Origin of the sequence: Bradyrhizobium sp. HKCCYLS3077, from assembly GCF_051167555.1 — a bacterium.
Classification (GTDB): domain Bacteria; phylum Pseudomonadota; class Alphaproteobacteria; order Rhizobiales; family Xanthobacteraceae; genus Bradyrhizobium.
Genome location: NZ_JBNPTH010000004.1, coordinates 135122 through 153261, shown reverse-complemented (window position 1 = coordinate 153261; position 18140 = coordinate 135122). Strand labels below are relative to the sequence as shown.

21 protein-coding genes are annotated in these 18140 nt (G+C 65.5%); 8 read left to right on the top strand and 13 right to left on the bottom strand.

Annotation, left to right across the window (positions count from 1 at the left end; genetic code table 11):
- The first annotated feature begins 157 nt into the window (after window positions 1–157).
- On the top strand, window positions 158–979 hold the full coding sequence (locus ACQR0Z_RS16925; protein WP_434919408.1) for a lytic murein transglycosylase: 822 nt from the start codon (window positions 158–160) through the stop codon (window positions 977–979).
- A 69-nt stretch (window positions 980–1048) separates the two neighbouring features.
- On the opposite strand, the gene ACQR0Z_RS16920 is transcribed toward ACQR0Z_RS16925, so the two are convergent.
- A complete protein-coding gene (locus ACQR0Z_RS16920; RefSeq protein WP_434859248.1) occupies window positions 1049–1315 on the bottom strand; it encodes a hypothetical protein in 267 nt (88 codons plus the stop codon).
- Window positions 1316–1779: 464 nt separating this feature from the next.
- Here ACQR0Z_RS16920 and ACQR0Z_RS16915 point away from each other — a divergent pair, with 464 nt between their 5' ends.
- From ACQR0Z_RS16915 to ACQR0Z_RS16905, 3 genes are all read left to right on the top strand, one after another.
- Window positions 1780–1932 (top strand): DUF1127 domain-containing protein, encoded by a 153-nt coding sequence (locus tag ACQR0Z_RS16915; protein ID WP_083839170.1) that lies wholly within the window; start codon window positions 1780–1782, stop codon window positions 1930–1932.
- Between the two features lie 157 nt (window positions 1933–2089).
- Window positions 2090–3523, top strand: a complete 1434-nt coding sequence (gene trmFO, locus ACQR0Z_RS16910; protein WP_434859029.1) for a methylenetetrahydrofolate--tRNA-(uracil(54)-C(5))-methyltransferase (FADH(2)-oxidizing) TrmFO — start codon at window positions 2090–2092, stop codon at window positions 3521–3523.
- 7 nt (window positions 3524–3530) lie between these two features.
- Window positions 3531–4631 carry an AMP-binding enzyme gene (locus ACQR0Z_RS16905; protein WP_434919407.1) on the top strand — a complete coding sequence of 367 codons (1101 nt, stop codon included), beginning with the start codon at window positions 3531–3533 and terminating at the stop codon, window positions 4629–4631.
- 6 nt (window positions 4632–4637) lie between these two features.
- Here the strand turns inward: ACQR0Z_RS16905 and ACQR0Z_RS16900 are convergent, their stop codons facing one another.
- A complete protein-coding gene (locus tag ACQR0Z_RS16900; protein ID WP_434919406.1) occupies window positions 4638–4841 on the bottom strand; it encodes a hypothetical protein in 204 nt (67 codons plus the stop codon).
- Between the two features lie 95 nt (window positions 4842–4936).
- On the opposite strand from ACQR0Z_RS16900, the gene ACQR0Z_RS16895 reads away from it, so the two are divergent.
- The gene (locus tag ACQR0Z_RS16895) at window positions 4937–5824 is read left to right on the top strand and encodes a TauD/TfdA dioxygenase family protein (RefSeq protein ID WP_434919405.1); all 888 of its coding nucleotides are present in this window, start codon (window positions 4937–4939) and stop codon (window positions 5822–5824) included.
- A 242-nt stretch (window positions 5825–6066) separates the two neighbouring features.
- A complete protein-coding gene (locus ACQR0Z_RS16890; RefSeq protein WP_434919404.1) occupies window positions 6067–6759 on the top strand; it encodes a TauD/TfdA dioxygenase family protein in 693 nt (230 codons plus the stop codon).
- A 12-nt stretch (window positions 6760–6771) separates the two neighbouring features.
- Here ACQR0Z_RS16890 and ACQR0Z_RS16885 read toward each other — a convergent pair whose 3' ends face one another.
- From ACQR0Z_RS16885 to yajC, 5 genes are all read right to left on the bottom strand, one after another.
- Window positions 6772–7635 (bottom strand): phytoene/squalene synthase family protein, encoded by an 864-nt coding sequence (locus ACQR0Z_RS16885; RefSeq protein ID WP_434919403.1) that lies wholly within the window; start codon window positions 7633–7635, stop codon window positions 6772–6774.
- Window positions 7632–8009, bottom strand: a complete 378-nt coding sequence (locus ACQR0Z_RS16880) for an Mth938-like domain-containing protein (protein WP_434859035.1) — start codon at window positions 8007–8009, stop codon at window positions 7632–7634. The genes ACQR0Z_RS16885 and ACQR0Z_RS16880 overlap by 4 nt, the downstream gene beginning before the upstream one ends.
- Window positions 8010–8057: 48 nt before the next feature.
- Entirely contained in the window at window positions 8058–9065 is a 1008-nt protein-coding gene (gene secF, locus ACQR0Z_RS16875) for a protein translocase subunit SecF (RefSeq protein WP_434877222.1), read from the bottom strand.
- An 8-nt stretch (window positions 9066–9073) separates the two neighbouring features.
- Window positions 9074–10675 carry a protein translocase subunit SecD gene (secD, locus tag ACQR0Z_RS16870; RefSeq protein ID WP_434859037.1) on the bottom strand — a complete coding sequence of 534 codons (1602 nt, stop codon included), beginning with the start codon at window positions 10673–10675 and terminating at the stop codon, window positions 9074–9076.
- Window positions 10676–10763: 88 nt separating this feature from the next.
- A complete protein-coding gene (gene yajC / locus ACQR0Z_RS16865; protein ID WP_434859038.1) occupies window positions 10764–11120 on the bottom strand; it encodes a preprotein translocase subunit YajC in 357 nt (118 codons plus the stop codon).
- Window positions 11121–11323: 203 nt separating this feature from the next.
- Between yajC and ACQR0Z_RS16860 the strand changes: the two genes are divergently transcribed.
- On the top strand, window positions 11324–12343 hold the full coding sequence (locus ACQR0Z_RS16860) for an ATP-binding protein (RefSeq protein ID WP_434919402.1): 1020 nt from the start codon (window positions 11324–11326) through the stop codon (window positions 12341–12343).
- Between the two features lie 112 nt (window positions 12344–12455).
- Here ACQR0Z_RS16860 and ACQR0Z_RS16855 read toward each other — a convergent pair whose 3' ends face one another.
- The 3 genes from ACQR0Z_RS16855 to ACQR0Z_RS16845 all read right to left on the bottom strand — a co-directional run bounded on the left by ACQR0Z_RS16855 (window position 12456) and on the right by ACQR0Z_RS16845 (window position 14911).
- Window positions 12456–13910 carry a peptidoglycan DD-metalloendopeptidase family protein gene (locus tag ACQR0Z_RS16855; RefSeq protein WP_434919401.1) on the bottom strand — a complete coding sequence of 485 codons (1455 nt, stop codon included), beginning with the start codon at window positions 13908–13910 and terminating at the stop codon, window positions 12456–12458.
- Between the two features lie 107 nt (window positions 13911–14017).
- On the bottom strand, window positions 14018–14665 hold the full coding sequence (locus ACQR0Z_RS16850) for a protein-L-isoaspartate(D-aspartate) O-methyltransferase (protein ID WP_434919400.1): 648 nt from the start codon (window positions 14663–14665) through the stop codon (window positions 14018–14020).
- Between the two features lie 33 nt (window positions 14666–14698).
- Window positions 14699–14911 (bottom strand): hypothetical protein, encoded by a 213-nt coding sequence (locus ACQR0Z_RS16845; protein ID WP_434919399.1) that lies wholly within the window; start codon window positions 14909–14911, stop codon window positions 14699–14701.
- 27 nt (window positions 14912–14938) lie between these two features.
- Between ACQR0Z_RS16845 and ACQR0Z_RS16840 the strand changes: the two genes are divergently transcribed.
- Window positions 14939–15322: a response regulator gene (locus tag ACQR0Z_RS16840; RefSeq protein ID WP_434919398.1), complete on the top strand. Its 384-nt coding sequence runs from the start codon at window positions 14939–14941 to the stop codon at window positions 15320–15322.
- A gap of 9 nt (window positions 15323–15331) precedes the next feature.
- On the opposite strand, the gene surE is transcribed toward ACQR0Z_RS16840, so the two are convergent.
- The 3 genes from surE to serS form a co-directional block, all read right to left on the bottom strand.
- Window positions 15332–16099: a 5'/3'-nucleotidase SurE gene (surE, locus tag ACQR0Z_RS16835; protein ID WP_434919796.1), complete on the bottom strand. Its 768-nt coding sequence runs from the start codon at window positions 16097–16099 to the stop codon at window positions 15332–15334.
- Window positions 16100–16194: 95 nt separating this feature from the next.
- Entirely contained in the window at window positions 16195–16551 is a 357-nt protein-coding gene (locus ACQR0Z_RS16830; RefSeq protein ID WP_434919795.1) for a hypothetical protein, read from the bottom strand.
- Between the two features lie 102 nt (window positions 16552–16653).
- Window positions 16654–18054, bottom strand: coding sequence for a serine--tRNA ligase (gene serS / locus ACQR0Z_RS16825; RefSeq protein ID WP_434919397.1), 1401 nt, complete (start codon window positions 18052–18054; stop codon window positions 16654–16656).
- Window positions 18055–18140: the final 86 nt, after the last annotated feature.

Sequence of the window (18140 nt, the reverse complement as noted above, 5' to 3'; positions counted from 1 at the left end):
CGATGTGGAATGGTGGTTCGCGGCGGGGCGAATCTCACGAAAAGCAGACGCCAACGTGATCGAGAGGCCTTGTTGCTGCCGCGGTTGCGCCTGACACGGAGCGCGCCCAAATTCATTCGAGCGATTGCCGCCCAGCCATTACCGTCCAGGTGTTTCGATGATTGTCCGCGTCCTCTCCGCAGCCGCCTCCGCCTGCCTCGCCGTCCTGATCACGTCCTCCGCGCCCGCACTGGCGGCGGTTCCCTGCGGCAGCGGTAATTTCGATGCCTGGCTCACCGAGTTCAAGACCGAGGCCGCCGGCAAGGGGATCTCGCAGAACACGATCAACGCCGCTTTGACCGGCGTGACGCCTGACCAGAGCGTGCTCAACCGCGACAAGGGCCAGAAGGTTTTCACCCAGACCTTTGAAGAGTTCTCCGGCCGTATGGTGCCGCCGCGGATTACCCGCGGCTCCAACATGCTCAAGCAATACGGCTCGGTGCTGTCGCGCATCGAGCAGAGCTACGGCGTTCCCGGCGAGGTGCTGGTGGCGATCTGGGGATTGGAGACCGACTTCGGCGTCAACAGCGGCAAGTTCCAGACGATCCGGGCGCTGGCGACATTGGCCTATGATTGCCGCCGCGCCGAGCAGTTCCGCGGCGAGTTGCTGGATGCGTTGCGCATCGTCGATCGCGGCGACCTGCAGCCGGCCGAGATGCGCGGCGCCTGGGCCGGCGAAATCGGGCAGACGCAGTTCATGCCCTCGTCCTGGATCAAATACGCGGTCGATTTCGACGGTAACGGCAAGCGCGACCTGATCCGCAGCGCGCCGGACGTACTCGCCTCCACCGCGAATTATCTGAAAGGCTATGGCTGGCAGAAGGGCAAGGACTGGGAGCCGGGCAGCCCGAACTTCGCGGTCATCCAGCAGTGGAACAAGAGCGACGTCTATGCCCGGACGATCGCGACCTTCGCCACCCAGTTGGCGCGGGCCCCGTAGCCCCAAACCGGCAACGGCCGATCGCGCGGGGACGCGACCGGCCTGACGGCAATGAAGCGGATGCAGCCGTTACTTGATCATTCCCGCCTGCATCGCCTTGGTCAGATGCACGCTGCAGGCACCCATCTTGCCGCTGAGCAACGCATCCTGCGCCGCCGCGATCTCCTTCTGCGCCGTGAAGCGGGCGTCGCCATCGGCCATGGCCTCGATGGCCGTCTCGGTCTTTTCCAGATTGGCCCCGCTGCAGCCGGCACCATGGTGCCTCGCCGCCTGAACCGGTCCAACCGCAACAACTGCCGCAGTCATGAGCGCGGCCCCCAACAGTTTGCTGATCATTGTTATTCCTCGCTGGTGCGACGGCATCAGCATTATTGCCTGATACCGCGACAGTTTGTCGCACCTAGCGACCGTTCGCGCGAAATGAAATCCTTGCGAGCGCGGCGTGAGGAACCTGCTCGTCCAGGGGCAGCAGTAGAAGTATTGAATTATAATTCATTGCCACTTCGAGAGGACGCCAAGTGGAAATATATCGCATCGCACAATTCATCGATCGGGCCGAGGTTCGATAGGCCGGCTTTGAACGGCCGATTGAAAATCCGTATGAATACCGGGCATTTCCGAGCCGCCTCTGCGCTGGGCGATCCCTGCCCGATTCTTACCCAAGAGTTACTCAAGCTATGCGCCGACGTTTTAGCTGCATCGCAACATCGGCGCTTCCGCATCGCAACAATCTCTTCTATGTTCATTTCAACGATGAGGTTCACCCGAAGAACTGAATCGCGAACTAAAGGAGATTTTCCATGTTGCTCTCGCTCATTCGCATGGTCCAGGCGTTCCGTGAGTATCAGCGCAACGTTGCCGAGCTGTCGCAGCTCAGCGATCGCGAACTCGCCGACATCGGCCTCGACCGTTCGGACATTCCGCGCGTTGCTGCCGGCAACTACAACGGCTGATCAGCCCTCTTCCGATATCGACCGGACATCGCCCGCCTCGCTGCGGGCGTTGCCGTTTCTGGGCCTCTCCGCGGCGTCTGCCACACGTGCCCGGTTTCTCGCGCCGGGGCTCACTCGCGCATTTGCACCGCGCGGGAAAAGCGCTACCTGTCCCGCGATGACAGGGACCAAATCACCTCACCAGACCGTCCACGTGATCGGCGCGGGCCTCGCCGGCTCCGAAGCCGCTTGGCAGCTCGCGGAAGCGGGCGTGCACGTCGTGCTGCACGAAATGCGGCCGGACCGCATGACCGAAGCCCACCGGACGTCCACGCCGGCCGAACTGGTCTGCTCCAACTCCTTCCGCTCCGACGATGCCGCCAACAACGCCGTGGGGCTGCTGCATGCCGAGATGCGCCGGCTCGGCTCGCTGATCATGCGCGCGGCTGACGCCAACCAGGTCCCCGCCGGTGGTGCACTGGCCGTCGATCGCGACGGCTTCGCCGCGGCCGTCGCCCATGCGCTGGAAGCCCATCCCCGCATCGAGCTGCGCCGAGGCGAGGTCACCGGCCTGCCGCCGGTGGAATGGGAGAACGTCATCGTCGCCACCGGTCCGCTCACCTCGCAGCCGCTGGCCGAGGCGATCCGCGGGCTGACGGACGAGAGCGCCCTTGCCTTTTTCGATGCTATCGCGCCGATCGTGCACAAGGACACGATCGACATGTCGAAGGCCTGGTTCCAGTCGCGCTACGACAAGGTCGGTCCCGGCGGCACCGGCGCCGACTACATCAACTGCCCGATGACCCGGGAGCAGTATGACGCCTTCGTCGCCGCGCTGCTCGCCGGCGAGAAGACCGACTTCAAGGAGTGGGAGACCAACACGCCCTATTTCGACGGCTGCCTGCCGATCGAGGTGATGGCGGAACGCGGCCACGAGACCTTGCGCCACGGTCCGATGAAGCCGGTCGGCCTGACCAATCCGCACAACCCGACGGTCAAGCCCTACGCGATCGTGCAGCTGCGTCAGGACAACAAGCTCGGCACGCTCTACAACATGGTCGGCTTCCAGACGAAGCTGAAATATGGCCCGCAGCAGCAGATCTTCCGCACCATTCCAGGTCTGGAGAATGCGGAGTTTGCCCGGCTCGGCGGCCTGCACCGCAACACCTTCCTGAATTCGCCGAAACTGCTCGACCAGCAGCTGCGCCTGCGCGCGCAGCCGCGACTGCGTTTTGCCGGCCAGATGACGGGCTGCGAGGGCTATGTGGAGTCGGCGAGCATCGGACTGATCGCCGGCCTCTATGCCGCGGCCGAGACCCGCGGCGCCAGTCTGTCGCCGCCGCCGCCGACCACTGCGCTCGGCGCGCTGCTCGGCCACATCACGGGCGGCCATATCGAGACCATCGACGGCGCAACGCGCTCGTTCCAGCCGATGAACATCAATTTCGGCCTGTTCCCGCCGCTGGCCGTCGCGCCGACCAAGAAACCCGACGGCACGCGGTTGAAGGGCAATGAAAAGACGGTCGCCAAGAAGCAGGCGATGAGCGCACGCGCGCTGGCGGATCTCGACCGCTGGATCGCCGAGCATCTCCGCGTCGCAGCCGCCGCGTGAGAGTCCGATGAGCCTGCCGAAGACCGACTCCGCTGTGCTGGCGGCGCGCTGGAGCGAAGGCGTGCTGCTCAAGCGCGACGTGTTCTCGACCGTCGAGCGCGGCCGCTTCAAGAGCGACACGGGCGAAGTCGATGCCGTGCTGCGCCGGCTCGACGAGGTGCCGTGGTGGTCGTTCGTGCTGGCGCGGCATCTGTTCGCCCGGGAGCGCAAAGCCCTGACACGCGCGAAAGGGCTCAATGCCGGTCCCGATCTATTGTGGGCCGGAGATCGCGCCCTGGTCCGCGGCTTCATCAACGGCGTCGCGCTGCACCTCGCCAAGCCGCACGGCAACGTCGCCTATTTCCGCTCCGCCAAGCAGATGATGCGCCGGCTGCATCGCGCCGGGATCACGCACAACGATCTCGCCAAGGAGCAGAACTGGCTGGTCGGCCATGACGGCCATTGCTACGTGACCGACTTCCAGCTCGCCGCGTGCTTCTCACGCCGCAGCCGGCTGTTCCGGATCGCGGCCTATGAGGATCTGCGCCATCTCCTGAAGCACAAACGCAGCTATGCGCCGGAGGCGCTGACTCCGAAGGAGCGTAAGATCCTGGCGCGGAAATCGCTGTTCGCGCGCGTCTGGCTGATGACCGGCAAGAAGGTCTATCGCGCGATCACCCGCGGCATCTTCAACTTCACGGATCGCGAGGGCGGCGGCCGGCGTCTCGTCAACGATGCGCCTGTCCTGATGGACATGATCCGCAAGAACCCGGCGGTGCGCGACGCCGCGATCGTCGCTTTCGCCGATCGCCGGTCGGGCGTGGGCCTTTACGCCTTCGTCGAGGCGGAGCAGCCTGCACTCGAAGCGCAGTTGCAAGGCGAACTGGCCTCGGCGAAGGGGCCTAAGCCGCCCGAGCACATTCAGGTGGTTCACGCCCTGCCGCGCGACGCCAGCGGCCGGCCGCGCACGGAGCTGCTGCAACTCGTCGCCATGAACCAGATCGACCTGATCGAGCCGATGATCACGAGTGACAGCGACCGCGCGTTCCTCAAGGACATCCTGGATTCACGCAAGAACCTGCGCGACCGTTTCAATTTCGAGGCGGATTTGAACCTGCCGTCGCATTGACGACGGCTATGGCTTCCCTACCTTCTTGATACAGGTCGGGTCGCCCTTGCCATGCGAGACGCAGTCCCACTCCGGCCCAAAGCCATTGGGAACATTCGTCCGGACCGGAATGCCGAAGGCAGCGAGCCAGCCGAACACAGCCGCGAACAGGATCGCCAACAAGACGGCAATTGCATTGCCCTCGAGGTGCCAACAGAACCATCTCCACATGCGCGTCTCCCGCGATCGGCGACGAGCAATCCTGCGGGGGATCTGGTACCCTGTCCTACCCCACCGACGGACGCCCGCAACGGGAGGATCGAACCATGGATATCGAGACGAGTACTGTGCGCGAGATCACCTCGGCGACCGACGTCGTCCCGACCGGAGGTGCCCTTGGCGCCGAAGTCCGGAATATTGATCTGAAGAGCCTCGATGACACATCATTCGCCGCCCTCCTCGAGGCCTTCCACCGCCATTCGGTACTGCTCATCCGCGAACAGCATCTGACCGACCAGGACCTGATCGCGTTCAGTCGTCGCTTCGGCGATCTCGATTTCGCGCCGATCCAGGAGAACGGCCGGCGCTTCGTCGAGGGACTGCCGGAGATCTACATCGTCTCGAACGTGAAGGTGAATGGCGAGGCGATCGGCAGCCTCGGCGCGGGCGAAGCGGTCTGGCACACGGACATGTCGTATCTCGACACACCGCCGATCGCGAGCGCGCTCTATGCGCTGGAGATTCCGCCCGTGGGCGGCAACACCTCGTTCTGCAGCATGTATGCGGTCTACGACGCGCTCCCATCGGAGCTGAAGCGGCGCGTCGCCGATCTCAAGATCAAGCACGACGGCACCTACAACAGCGGCGGCTTCGTGCGCCAGGGCGTGACGCCGACCGATGATCCGCGGACATCACCCGGCGCGATCCATCCGCTGGTCTGCACGCATCCCGCGTCCGGCCGGCAGATGCTCTATCTCGGCCGGCGGCGGAATGCCTATCTGGTCGGACTCGAGCTCGCGGACTCTGAAGCGCTGCTCGATGAGCTCTGGAGCTATGTCGCGCGCCCGGAGTTCGCGTGGGAGCACGTCTGGAAGGTCGGCGATCTCGTCATCTGGGACAATCGCAGCACGATGCATCGGCGTGATCCGTTCGACGATCATGCCAGGCGAATCATGCATCGGACCCAGATCAAGGGAACTGAACGCCCGCGCTGATTCGCTGACCTGCAAGCTGCGCCTGAACGCGCAGCAAATTGCCTGCGAATGAGTTGCAGCTTGCTCCAATTTTCCGCGCACGTCGCCTTGAAGCGTCCAATTTCCGACTCAGAGCGGCAGACTGTGCCGACAATGAGCAGATGTTGGCGCGAACGTCCTGCGAATTGCCTCCGAGCCGAAACACCCCCGACAAATTGCCGTGGTTGATTTGAAGCACTGGTGAAACGCGGGAGATGACGCACGTGAGTCTCAGAAGCAACGTGGCACGACACGCCGAAAGCAGCCTCATCCAGGTCATCCCGACGGGAAAAGCGCTCGGCGCCGAAGTGTGCAACGTCGATCTCAGATCCTTCGACGATTGGGCGTTCGCCTCCTTCATGCGCGCCCTGCTCAAGCACCAGGTTCTGCTCGTGCGCAACCAGCGTCTCGGCGATCGCGACATCGCCGCGTTCAGCCGACGTTTCGGACATGCCGACCTGATGTACACGTCGCACGGAACCATGCTCGGCGACAGGCTCGCCTTCTGCAGCCTCTATGCCGCGTATGACGCCCTCTCGCCGGCGTTGCGCAGCCGCGTTGCGCATCTGAAGATTCGGCACACGACGACCGAGACATCGGATGACGGACGCCGCACCACGATCGCGGGGCCGGTTCATCCGCTGGTCGGCAACCACGCCGATACCGGCCGCCCGATGCTGGCGCTCGGGCAGCGCCGTCATTCCTATGTCGTCGGGCTCGAGCATGACGAATCCGATGCCCTGCTCGATGATCTCTGGCAGCTCGCCGAGCGGCCCGAATTCACCTGGGCCCACACCTGCCGCGGCGGTGATCTGGTCGTCTGGGACACCCGCTGCACTAGTCACCGGCAGGAAGCGCTCGGCATTCCCAGGCTGGCGCACAGCCCGCCGCTCTGGAATGCGATACCGACGGCGTAGAGGTGGGTGGACTCAGCGGCCGCGAAAGATGGAAGTCCTGGCCGCGCGCCACAACGTCCACAGCGTGGCCAGCCGTGAGCGGGGCTGCGGCTGGAACGGATCGCCGGGGCGCCGCTTGGCCACGGCGAGGTCACGGCGCACCAAAGCAAGTGTCAGCAGAGCGGGCCGCACGGCCGGCGGCGCCTCGCGCGCAAGCTCCAGCGTATGATCGAGATGCTGGCCGGCCTGCTCGCGCAATTCGGCGACAACAACGTCGATCGCCGGCGTCGGCTTGGCGGCAAACATCTCCTCCTGCCCCACGCCGTGGCGCTCGAGGAGCTCGAGCGGGACATACAGCTGACGGTGCGCGGCATCCCTTGGCAGCGACGAGATGACCTGCAGTAGGCCGAGCGCGACGCCGGCGTGGTGCGCGAGATGATCGATGCCCTCGAAGCCGCCGCCGACGAGCCGCGCGGCCAGAGCAAACAGCGCCCCATTTGTGTCGCTGAGATACCCGTCCAGCGCGGCCATGGTCGGCATCGGATCGTTGTAGAGATCGAATTGATGCTCGTCGATCAGGCGCGTGAGCCGCTCGGCCGGCAGGCCGAAGCGCTGCACGGTCAGCAGCAGTTCGGCGGCGACGGGATTGCCTTCGACGCCACCATGTTCGTGCCCGGTCAGCGTATCGCGCCACCATTGGAGGCGAACCTCGCCCGGCAAGGGCTGGGTGACGAGATCACGGATGCGCGTGACCTCGACGTTGAAGGCGTACAACGACAGCAAGGCGCGGCGGATCTCCGGCGCGACGAACAGTGTCGATGCGTAGCGGTCGAAATCATGCTCGCGGACGAGCCCCGCGCAGAACGCGGCGTCGCCGGCCTCGTCCATCTCGCTCATGGCACCGCGATGAGCGCAGCCGCCACGCGCCTCCGCTCGCCGATCATGACGTTGTAGGTGCGAATGGCGGGCCCCGTCTGCATCGAGTCGAGCACGACGTTGACACTGCGGAGCGCCGCGCGCAGCGGCGCCGGCGCGATCCAGACTTCTGTGCCGGTGCCGATGATCAGCGTATCGATCCTGTTCGCGGCATCGAACACGCGCTGCAGCGAATAGCGGTCGATCTGCCCTGGCTGCGTGACATCCCAGGCCCAGATCGAATCCGGCAGGCACAGCAGCGAGCCGCGATGCGACATGTCGGCGAAGGCGAAGCCGCCCTTGCCGTAGCCGTCGATCGGCGCCGACCGCGGGAAATGCGGGGTATCAGCTGACATGCGAGATCAACCTCTCAGCCCCGATCCGGGTCCAATGGCTGATCCCGATCAAGGCTTCTTCTTCGGCTCGTCGACCTGATCACCCCGAACGGTTCCGACGCCGAGATAGATCAGGATCGGCGCGGCGATGAAGATCGAGGTATAGGTGCCGACCAGCACGACGCCGAACATCATCACCGCGGTGAAGCTGTGGATGGCCGTGCCGCCGAACAGCAAGAGCGCGAGCAGCGCCAGCGTCACCGTGACGTGGGTGATGATCGAGCGCGACAGCGTCGAGTTGATCGACTCGTTCAGCAGCTGCGGCATCGGCATCTTCTTGTAGCGCCGCAGCATCTCGCGGATGCGGTCGTAGATGACGACGGTGTCGTTCAGCGAATAGCCGAGAATGGTGAGCAACGCCGCGATGCTGGTGAGGTCGAAATCGACCTGGCTGATCGACATGAAGCCGATCGTCAGCACGATGTCGTGGACGTTGGCAATCATGGCGCCGAGCGCGAACTGCCACTCGAAGCGGAACCAGAGATAGATCAGGATCGAGACGATCGCGAGCATCAGGCCAAGCATGCCCATCGCCAGCAGTTCGCCCGACACGCGCGCACCGAGCACCTCGACGCGGCGATAGTCCACCGTATCACCCAGCGCGCCGCGCACCTTGTTGACGGCCTCCTGCTGCGCGCTGTCACCGCCCGGCTGCGCGGCGAAGCGGATCAGGACGTCGGCAGGGCCGCCGAACTGCTGCAGCTGGACTTCGCCGAGATTGAGCTTCGACAGCTCGTTGCGCATGCTGGCAATGTCGGCGGTACCGGATTTCGCGCGGACTTCGAGCAGCGTGCCGCCCTTGAAGTCGATGCCGAAGTTCAGGCCGTGCGTGAAGAACAGCACGATGGCGATGATCGACAGCGTCGCCGAGATCGGGAAGCTGATGCGGCGGAACTGCGTGAAGTCGAAATGCGTGTCGTCGGGGACGATGCGCAGCGACGGCAGCAGGCCGAGCGCGCTGACCACCGTCAGCACCGCGATCAGGATGCCAAGCCCGATGAGAACCCAGTGTGTCACAGTAGCTCCTAGATTGGCACGCTTTGCGGCCGCTTCCAGCGCACCCACGCCGCGACGATCAGGCGGGTCAGCGTGAAGGCGGTGAAGACCGTGGTGAGGATGCCGACGCCCAGGGTCACGGCGAAGCCGCGGACCGGGCCGGTGCCGATGTAGAACAGCACGGCGGCGGCGATGAAGGTGGTGATGTTGGAGTCGAGAATGGTCGCGAGCGCGCGCTTGAAGCCGGCATCGATCGCCGAGATCGCGTTGCGGCCGCCGCGCAGCTCCTCGCGGATGCGCTCATAGATCAGCACGTTGGAGTCGACGGCGATGCCGACCGTCAGCACGATGCCGGCGATGCCCGGCAGCGTGAGCGTGGCATTCAGCAGCGACAGCACGCCGAAGATCATGGCGACGTTGACGATCACGGCGATGTTGGCGAACACGCCGAACAGGCGGTAGGTCACCAGCATGAACACGATGACCAGGATCGAGCCGACATAGGAGGCGAGCTCGCCCTTGGCGATCGAGTCGGCGCCGAGGCCGGGACCGACGGTGCGCTCCTCGATGACAGTCAAAGGCGCTGGCAGCGCGCCAGCACGAAGCAGGATCGCGAGCTCGTTGGCGGACTGCACGGTGAAATTGCCGGAAATCTGGCCCGAACCGCCGGTGATCGGCTCGCGGATGACGGGCGCCGAGATCACCTTGTTGTCGAGGATGATCGCAAACGGCTGGCCGACATTCTCGGTCGTGGCCTGCGCGAATTTGCGCGAGCCGGACGAATTGAAGCGGAAGCTGACGATCGGCTCGTTGGTGCGCTGGTCGAATCCGGTCTGCGCGTCCGAGAGATCACCGCCGGAGACCAGCACCTGCTTCTTCACGACATAAGGCTGGTTCGGCGGCGTGGCGCTTTGCAGCACTTCGGAATCCGGCGGCACCCGCCCCTGCAGCGCCTGCTCGGGCGACACCGTGGTGTCGACCATCCGGAACTCCATCTTCGCCGTCCGGCCGAGCAGGTTCTTCAGCTGCGTCGGATCCTGCAGACCCGGGACCTGCACCAAAATACGGTCGGTGCCCTGGCGCTGGATCACCGGCTCGACGGTGCCGAGCTCGTTGACGCGGCGCTCGACGATCTGGATCGACTGCTCGATCGTCTGGCGGACGCGCTCGGTGATCGCGGCCTGCGGAATCGTGAGCCGGATCAGGCCGCCGCCAGCATCGCTGACCTCGAGGCTGCGCTGTCCACTGGAGCCGAGCAGGCCGCCGAGCGGCTGGGACAGATCGCGCAGCTTGGACAGCGCGGTCCCGGCATCGGTGTCCTTGGTGATGCGAACCTCGACGCTGTCGCCACGGCTGCTCAGCCCGGTATAGCCGATCTTGGCGTCGCGCAGCGTCCGGCGGACGTCATCGCGAACCGAATCGAGCCGCTCCTTCTTGACGTAATTGGAGTCGACTTCGAGCAGCAGATAGGATCCGCCCTGCAGGTCGAGGCCGAGAACGATATGGCGCTGCGCCCAGGCGGGCCAGGTCTTGACCGTCGCTTCGGAGAAGAAGTTGGGCACCGCGCACAGGCACACCACGAGCGCCGTGAGAATGATGCCCAGCGCCTTCCACCGCGTGAAATACAACATGGAGGTTGTCCGTAGGGGCCGCGCGCAGCCCGGAAAATCACAACATCAGATCAGACGAAAGCCGGGATTGGTCCCGGCCGGACAGCGATCAGCTGGCCGCCTTCTCGTCCTTGGCGTCCGCCTTCGCCGGCTCGCCCTTGGCGCGGACGCCCGCGATCATCTGGCGCATCTGGCGCACGCGCACGCCATCGGAGATTTCGAACTCGACCTGGTCGTCGTCGACGACCTTGGTAACCTTGCCGACCAGACCGCCCTGGGTCACGATCGTGTCGCCGCGACGGACATTCTTGACCAGGTCGGCGTGCTCCTTGACCTTCTTCTGCTGCGGCCGGAGGATCAGGAAGTACATGATCACGAAGATCAGCGCGAACGGCAGCAGCGACATCAGCATGCTGTTGGTATCGCCAGCGCCGGCGGCCTGGGCATAGGCAGGGGTAATCAGCATGCGGTCGATCCTCGTGGGCCAATGCCCGGTGAGACGGGAATAGCCGGCGATCCACGCTGCTCTCGGCGCGGGCCGGCCTCTTGCGAATTTGGCGCGGAATATAGCGGCCGCGGTCCCAATAGCAAGGCGCACCGCCCCCTCATTTCGCCCGCTTGCGGCCGCCGCCAAGCCCCGATATGGCTGCCCCATCAGGAACTTGCAGCATGTCGAAAAAGCCAGCCAAAGCCCCGGCCCGCGCCGCCTCAAAGAGCGTGTTCAGACCCGTCGCCAAAAGCTCCAAGACTACGGTAAAGCCCGCAACGCGAGAGCCGTCCAAGATCGCGGCAAAACGTCCCGCTGGCCCGTCTGGGGACGATGACACGGCGGGCCGGATCGCCCGCGCGCTCGAAGCCATTGCGGCGCATCTGGCAGCAACCGGTGCGGGTGCCGTCCCCGCGCCGGACTTCGACGCGGCCGATGCGTTCGTGTGGCATCCGAACGGGCGGCTCGCGACGGTGCCGCGCGTCAGCCGCGTCGAGATCGACCTGCTCAAGGGCATCGACCGGATGCGCGACATCCTGATCGAGAATACCGAGCGCTTCGCCAACGGGCTGCCGGCCAACAACGCGCTGCTGTGGGGCGCGCGCGGCATGGGCAAGTCGTCGCTGGTGAAGGCCGCCCACGCCAGCATCAACGTCGCGCGCAAGCCGGCCGACCGGCTGAAGCTGATCGAGATTCACCGCGAGGACATCGAAAGCCTGCCGGCGCTGATGGACATCCTGCGCGCGGCGCCCTTCCACTTCATCGTGTTCTGCGACGACCTCTCCTTCGACGGCAATGACGCGTCCTATAAGTCGCTCAAGGCCGTGCTCGAAGGCGGCATCGAGGGCCGCCCCGAGAACGTCATCCTCTACGCCACCTCGAATCGTCGTCACCTGCTCGCCCGCGACATGATCGAGAACGAACGCTCGACTGCGATCAACCCGGGCGAGGCGGTCGAGGAGAAGGTCTCTTTGTCCGACCGTTTCGGCCTGTGGCTCGGCTTCCATCGCTGCAGCCAGGACGAGTACCTCGCGATGGTCCGGGGCTATTGCAGCCATTTCGACATCGCGGTGGCAGATGACGAGCTGGAGCGCGAGGCGCTCGAATGGTCCACCACGCGCGGCTCGCGCTCGGGCCGTGTCGCCTGGCAGTTCACGCAGGATCTCGCCGGCCGCCTCGGCGTGCGGCTCAGCGCGAAGTAAGACGCGCTGAGCCAGCCCCAGTTTCCGTCATTGCGGCAAACATCGCTGCCCAAACGAAAAAGGGCCCGCCGAAAGGCGGGCCCTTGCTTGTAAGGTCAAAAGTGTCGGCGGCTCACGCCCCGTTGAGGAATTGCAGCGGGTCAACCGGCGATGATCCCTTGCGGATCTCGAAGTGGAGCTGCGGCGATCCGACTTCTCCCGATTGACCCGACTTGGCAATGACCTGGCCGCGCTTGATCGGATCTCCGCGCTTCACCATCAGCTCACTCGCATGGGCATATGCGGTGACGTAGCCGTTGGAATGCCGCACCAAAACCAGATTGCCATAACCCTTCAATTCGTTGCCCGCATAGGCGACGACGCCATCCTCGGCGGCCTTCACCGGCGTGCCCTCGGGCACGGCGATGTTGATGCCGTCGTTGGACTTGCCGTTGGTCTTGGCGCCGTAGCTCGTGATCACCTTGCCGCGCGCCGGCCAGCGGAAGGTCGGCAGCGAGCTGGTGGTCTCGGCCGGACGCGCCGGCTCCTCTTCCTTCTCGGGCGCCGGATTGGCCTGCGCGAGACGCGCGGTCTGCACGGGCCCGGCGGCCGTGGCCACGCGCGTGGTCGGCGCTGGCGCCGGCACGGTCGCAACCGCCTGGGGAACGGTTGCAACCGGAGCCACCGGCGCAGCGGCCGCCACGGCTTTGCCAGGGACGGTCAGCCTGGCACCGAGCTTCAACGGCGACGCCTGGTCGAGATTGTTGGCGCGGGCGAGCTCGGCCGGCGAGACGTGGTTCTGCCGCGCGATGCTGGCGAGCGTGTCGCCGCGGTTGACGAAATGCACCGTGGACGGCGCCGCCGCAACGGCCACCGGCTTCGGCGCGACCATCGGGGCCGCGGCGACCGGAGCCGCCGGCGGCTGCACCGCAGGCGCGGCAGCGACGGCTCCCGGATGCGGGATGATCAGTTGCTGGCCGGGAGACAGTGCGCGCGGTCCCTTGTAGCCGTTGGCGGCGAGGATCTCGGCGGGCGTCACCCGATAGCGCTTGGCGAGAATGTCCAGCGTGTCGCTGGTGCCGACGATGATCTTGGTGCCTCCGGCAGGACGCGCGGCAGCGACCGAGCGCGGCGGCACGGCGCCGGTGGTCTCGAGCTGCGGCTGCGCCGGAGGCGCATAGGCGTGAGGCGCTGGCGTGTAGGTCTGGGCCTGCGGCGCCGGCACGGCGGCCGGCGGAGCGTAGGACGCAACGCCGCGTCCGCCCCCTGAGATGCCTCCAGCGCCGCCACCCGACGGGTAGGTTTGCGGAGCGCCGACAGCCGGTGGAGGCAGCGCCGACGACGAATAGGCCGGAGCCGGCGCGGCCGGCGGCGTATAAGACTGGCTGTACTGCTGATGCTGCCGCGCCGGAGGCGCCTGCACCGAACCGGTGGAATCGGAAGCAAAGGGGTTCGAGAAAGGACTTTGCGTCTGGGACAGCCGCGTCGACATGTCGGCGCTGCAGCCGGCGACGCCGAATGACATCAGCGCCAGCGCCGCAACCTGCGGCAGGCGGCGCGAGCGAAGCAACTCGACGGTGGCGGGCATGGTTACTCACTCGTACGCAACAAACAACGAATTCGAGTAAACACAGCCGCGGTAAATAAGCGCTTAAGCCGCGAATAAAGCGTTGTCGGACTTGCTGATCCGCTGCTTTAGAGTTCGCGCGCAATGCCCGGAATTGCAGGCACAAATCGGACGTCGACGAGCTCTTTTCGCTCGAAATGATCGCCCGCCCTGACGACCTTGACCAGTGTCTGCACGCCATGCGGCGGCCCGACCGGCGCGATCAGGATACCGTCGTCCTCCAGGCGATCGAGCAGGCTCTGGGGAATTTCGTCCATCGCCGCCGTCACGATGATGCGGTCGAACTGGCCGCCGCCCGCGGGCAAGGCGTAGCCATCCCCCAGCATCACCTCGACATTAAAGCAATTGAGCTTCTCGAGGCGGTCGCGCGCCTTGTCGGCGAGGGTCCGGAATCGCTCCACCGTCAGGACGCTGGCGCACAGCTTGGAGAGGAGAGCGGCCTGGTACCCCGATCCGGTCCCGATTTCGAGCACGCGGTGGGTCTTCTGCAGCTTCAGCTGCTCCGTCATATAGGCCACCACGAAAGGCTGGCTGATGGTCTGCCCGCAGGCAATGGCCATGGCGCTGTCGCGGTAGGCATCGGGCCGATCGGCCGGCAACACGAACTCCTCGCGCGGCACCTCCTCCATCGCGCGCAGCACCGCCTGATCGCTGATCCCGCGGCGACGCAGGGTCAGCTGAAACATCATCTTCTCGGGCGGAGGGATCGGGGGCATCACGCCATTCGGGTTTGTTCGGCTGCGATCAATCTAGAGCATCATCCGCAGCTTGCGCAGCGGATTTCGGAAGGGCTCGGAGGGATACGGGGTGTCGCGCCGCCAGAAGGGCTCAACTTCGTTCCACGTGCGGAACCAACCGGCGTCAGGTTCGTTCAGCTTCGGGGCAGTTCTGCCCGCGCCGCGGCGGCACCGCAGCCGGACGACGTTGACGTTGCGCCGCGCGCCGTTATTTGCGAGCGTCATATCAGAGTATGGGCAAGGACCGACAACATGACTGCACCGCGGCCGCCGCGCGGATCTGTGTTTCTCGTTGAAGACGAAGTCATGATCAGGATGATGGTCGCCGACATGCTCGAAGAGCTCGGCTACACCGTCGCCGCCGAAGCCGGCGAAATCAGCGAGGCGATGCGGCTCGCGGACAGCACCTATTTCGATGTCGCGATCCTCGACGTCAACGTCAACGGCAAGGTCATCTCGCCGGTGGCCGATCTCATCAAGGCGCGCAACCGCCCCTTCATCTTTGCAACCGGCTATGGGTCGTCGGGCTTGCCCGAGGAGTATCGCGACCGCCCGGCGCTGCAGAAGCCCTTCCAGCTGGAGACGCTGAGCAAGGCGATCGAGCACGCGTTGCGCGGCGCCGAGCCTCAGAGCTAGCGCCCGGCTTCAGCCGAGAATTTCGCCGAGCTTGCCCGAAAACGCCTCGTCGGTGCGATCGAGGCGCAGCGGCGTGACCGAGACGTAATGCGCAGCCAGTGCGGCGAGGTCCGTGCCCTCATCGGGCACGTCGAGCGACGCCGCGCGGTCGAATCCGATCCAGAAGTAGGGATTGCCGCGTCCGTCGCGACGCTCGTCGACCTTGAGGAAGCCGAGGTTGCGCTTGCCTTGCCGGGTCACCACGATGCCCCTGACCGCGTCGGGCGCGCAAGACGGGAAGTTGACGTTGATGACGGTGTTCTCCGGCACGCCCGCGTCGAGCACCTTGCGCACGATCTGCGGTCCGAATTTGAGCGCGGTGTCCCATGACGGCTTGTCGCGGGTGGCGATACTGAACTCCTGAGACAGCGCAAACGAAGGAATGCCGAGAATCGTGCCTTCGAGCGCGCCCGCGATCGTGCCGGAATAGACCACGTCTTCGGCAACGTTGCGGCCCTTGTTCACGCCGGAGAGCACCACGTCCGGCAGCTTGCTTCCGAGAATGTGGCGGGCGCCCATGATGACGCAGTCGGTCGGCGTGCCGCGCACGGCGAAATGGCGCGGGCCGACCTCGCGCAGCCGCAAGGGATCGTTGAGCGAGAGCGAATGCGAGACGCCGCTCTGGTCCAGTTCGGGCGCCACGATCCAGACGTCGTCGGACAACGCGCGCGCGATTTCCTCGATCACCTTCAGACCCGGTGCGTGGATTCCGTCGTCATTGGTGCAGAGAATCCGCATCGTCACTCATCCATCCCGTTCGAGCCATTGCCGGGGGTGTCTTATCCGCTACGCCCCATCGAGGCAAACCTCGGGAGATCCGGTCCCGGCCGGTGTCAGGACCGGATCCGCCACTGCGGCACGAAGCGGGCCAAGCGTCCGTTTGAGCTGACCTGAAGCGGCTCGCTCGGCGCGCCGGATGCGGCAGGCGGTGGCGGACAGGCCGGCGCGGACGATTCGGGCTCACCCCGCGGCGGTCGCGCGAAGCGGGTCCGCGCGATGCTCAGCGCCTTCTCGAAATCGGCCGGGTTGAACCAGGATTGCGCGCGGAGCGCATCGGGCAGCCCCTCGTTCCACACCGCGCCTCGATCGATGTCGAATGCGCCCTTCAGGCGCTGATCGATCGCCTGGATGCCGGCGGCGGTGACCGCCCATTGCCGTCCAATCCAGAAGATGTCCCGATGCAGGGCCATGGTGCCGGTGTCCGACGAGCGATTGCTGAACGGACCCCGAGGATACGACCCGGCAGCCGCCATGCAAGGTGACGGCCGCCCCGAGTGCAATTTGCCGCGGCCTTATGGCTCCGCGGCCACGACCTTGAGGCCGCCCATATAGGGCTGCAGCACGTCGGGCACGGCGATCGAGCCGTCCGCCTGCTGATAGGTCTCCATGACCGCAATCAGCGCCCGACCAACGGCGGTGCCGGAGCCGTTCAGTGTGTGCACGAAGCGCGGCTTGCCGTCGCTGCCGCGGGAACGCGCATCCATGCGCCGCGCCTGGAAGTCGCCGCAGACCGAACAGCTCGAGATCTCGCGGAAGGCGCCGCCGTCGCCCTGCCCGGGCATCCAGACCTCGATGTCGTAGGTCTTCTGCGACGAGAAGCCCATGTCGCCGGTGCACAGCGTGATGACGCGGTAGTGCAGATCGAGCCGGCGCAGCACCTCCTCGGCGCAGGCCAGCATGCGCTCATGCTCGTCCTTGCTGGTTTCGGGTGTCGTGATCGACACCAGCTCGACTTTGGTGAACTGGTGCTGGCGGATCATGCCGCGGGTGTCGCGCCCCGCAGCGCCGGCCTCGGCACGGAAGCACGGCGTCAGCGCGGTGAGCCGCATCGGCAGTTCCTTCTCGTCGAGGATCGATTCACGCACTAAATTGGTCAGCGGGACCTCGGCGGTGGGAATAAGCCAGCGTCCTTCGAACCTTAGATTCTTCGACAACTGCGACCTAAACTTATCAGAAAAGGGGTCATCTCCATCTTTCAGTACCGCCGTACTGAGGGCTGCGATCCGATGGAGACCATCGAGAGAGTTCGTATAGAACTGATCGTCTTCGAACTTGGGCAGTTGCCCAGTGCCGAACATGGCAGCGGGATTGACCATGAGCGGCGGATTGATCTCGGTATAGCCGTGCTCGGTCGTGTGCAGGTCGAGCATGAACTGCCCGAGCGCGCGCTCGAGCCGCGCCAGACCCTTCTTCAGCACCACGAACCGCGCCCCCGACAGCTTGGCCGCCGATTCGAAATCCATGGTGCCGAGGCCGGCGCCGATCTCGTCATGCGGCTTCGGCGCGAAGGGGTAGTTGCGCTTGGCCCCGAACACATGACGCTCGACATTGTCGTGCTCGTCCTTGCCGTCCGGGACCTCGTCGAGCGGCAGATTGGGGATGGCGGCGAGCTCGCGCGCCAGCTCCTCGTCGGCCTGCTTCGCGGCGGACTCGAGCTCCGGCATCGTGGTCTTGAGCTTGGCGACTTCCTCCATCAGCGCCGATGCGCGGGCCTCGTCCTTGGCCTTCTTGGCTTCGCCGATCTCCTTGGACGCCGCGTTGCGCCGCGCCTGCGCCTGCTCGGACGCCAGGATCGCCGCGCGCCGCCGCTCGTCGATGGCGAGCAGATGCGACGACAGCGGCGACAGACCCCGGCGCGTCAGCGCTGCATCGAAACCTTGCGGATTGTCGCGGATCGATTTGATGTCGTGCATGGTCGTTCGGTCCTGGGAACGAAGAGACAGGGGGCGAGTCGCCGCGGCTGTCGCGGGCGCGCTTGCACTACCCCGAATGGCTGCCA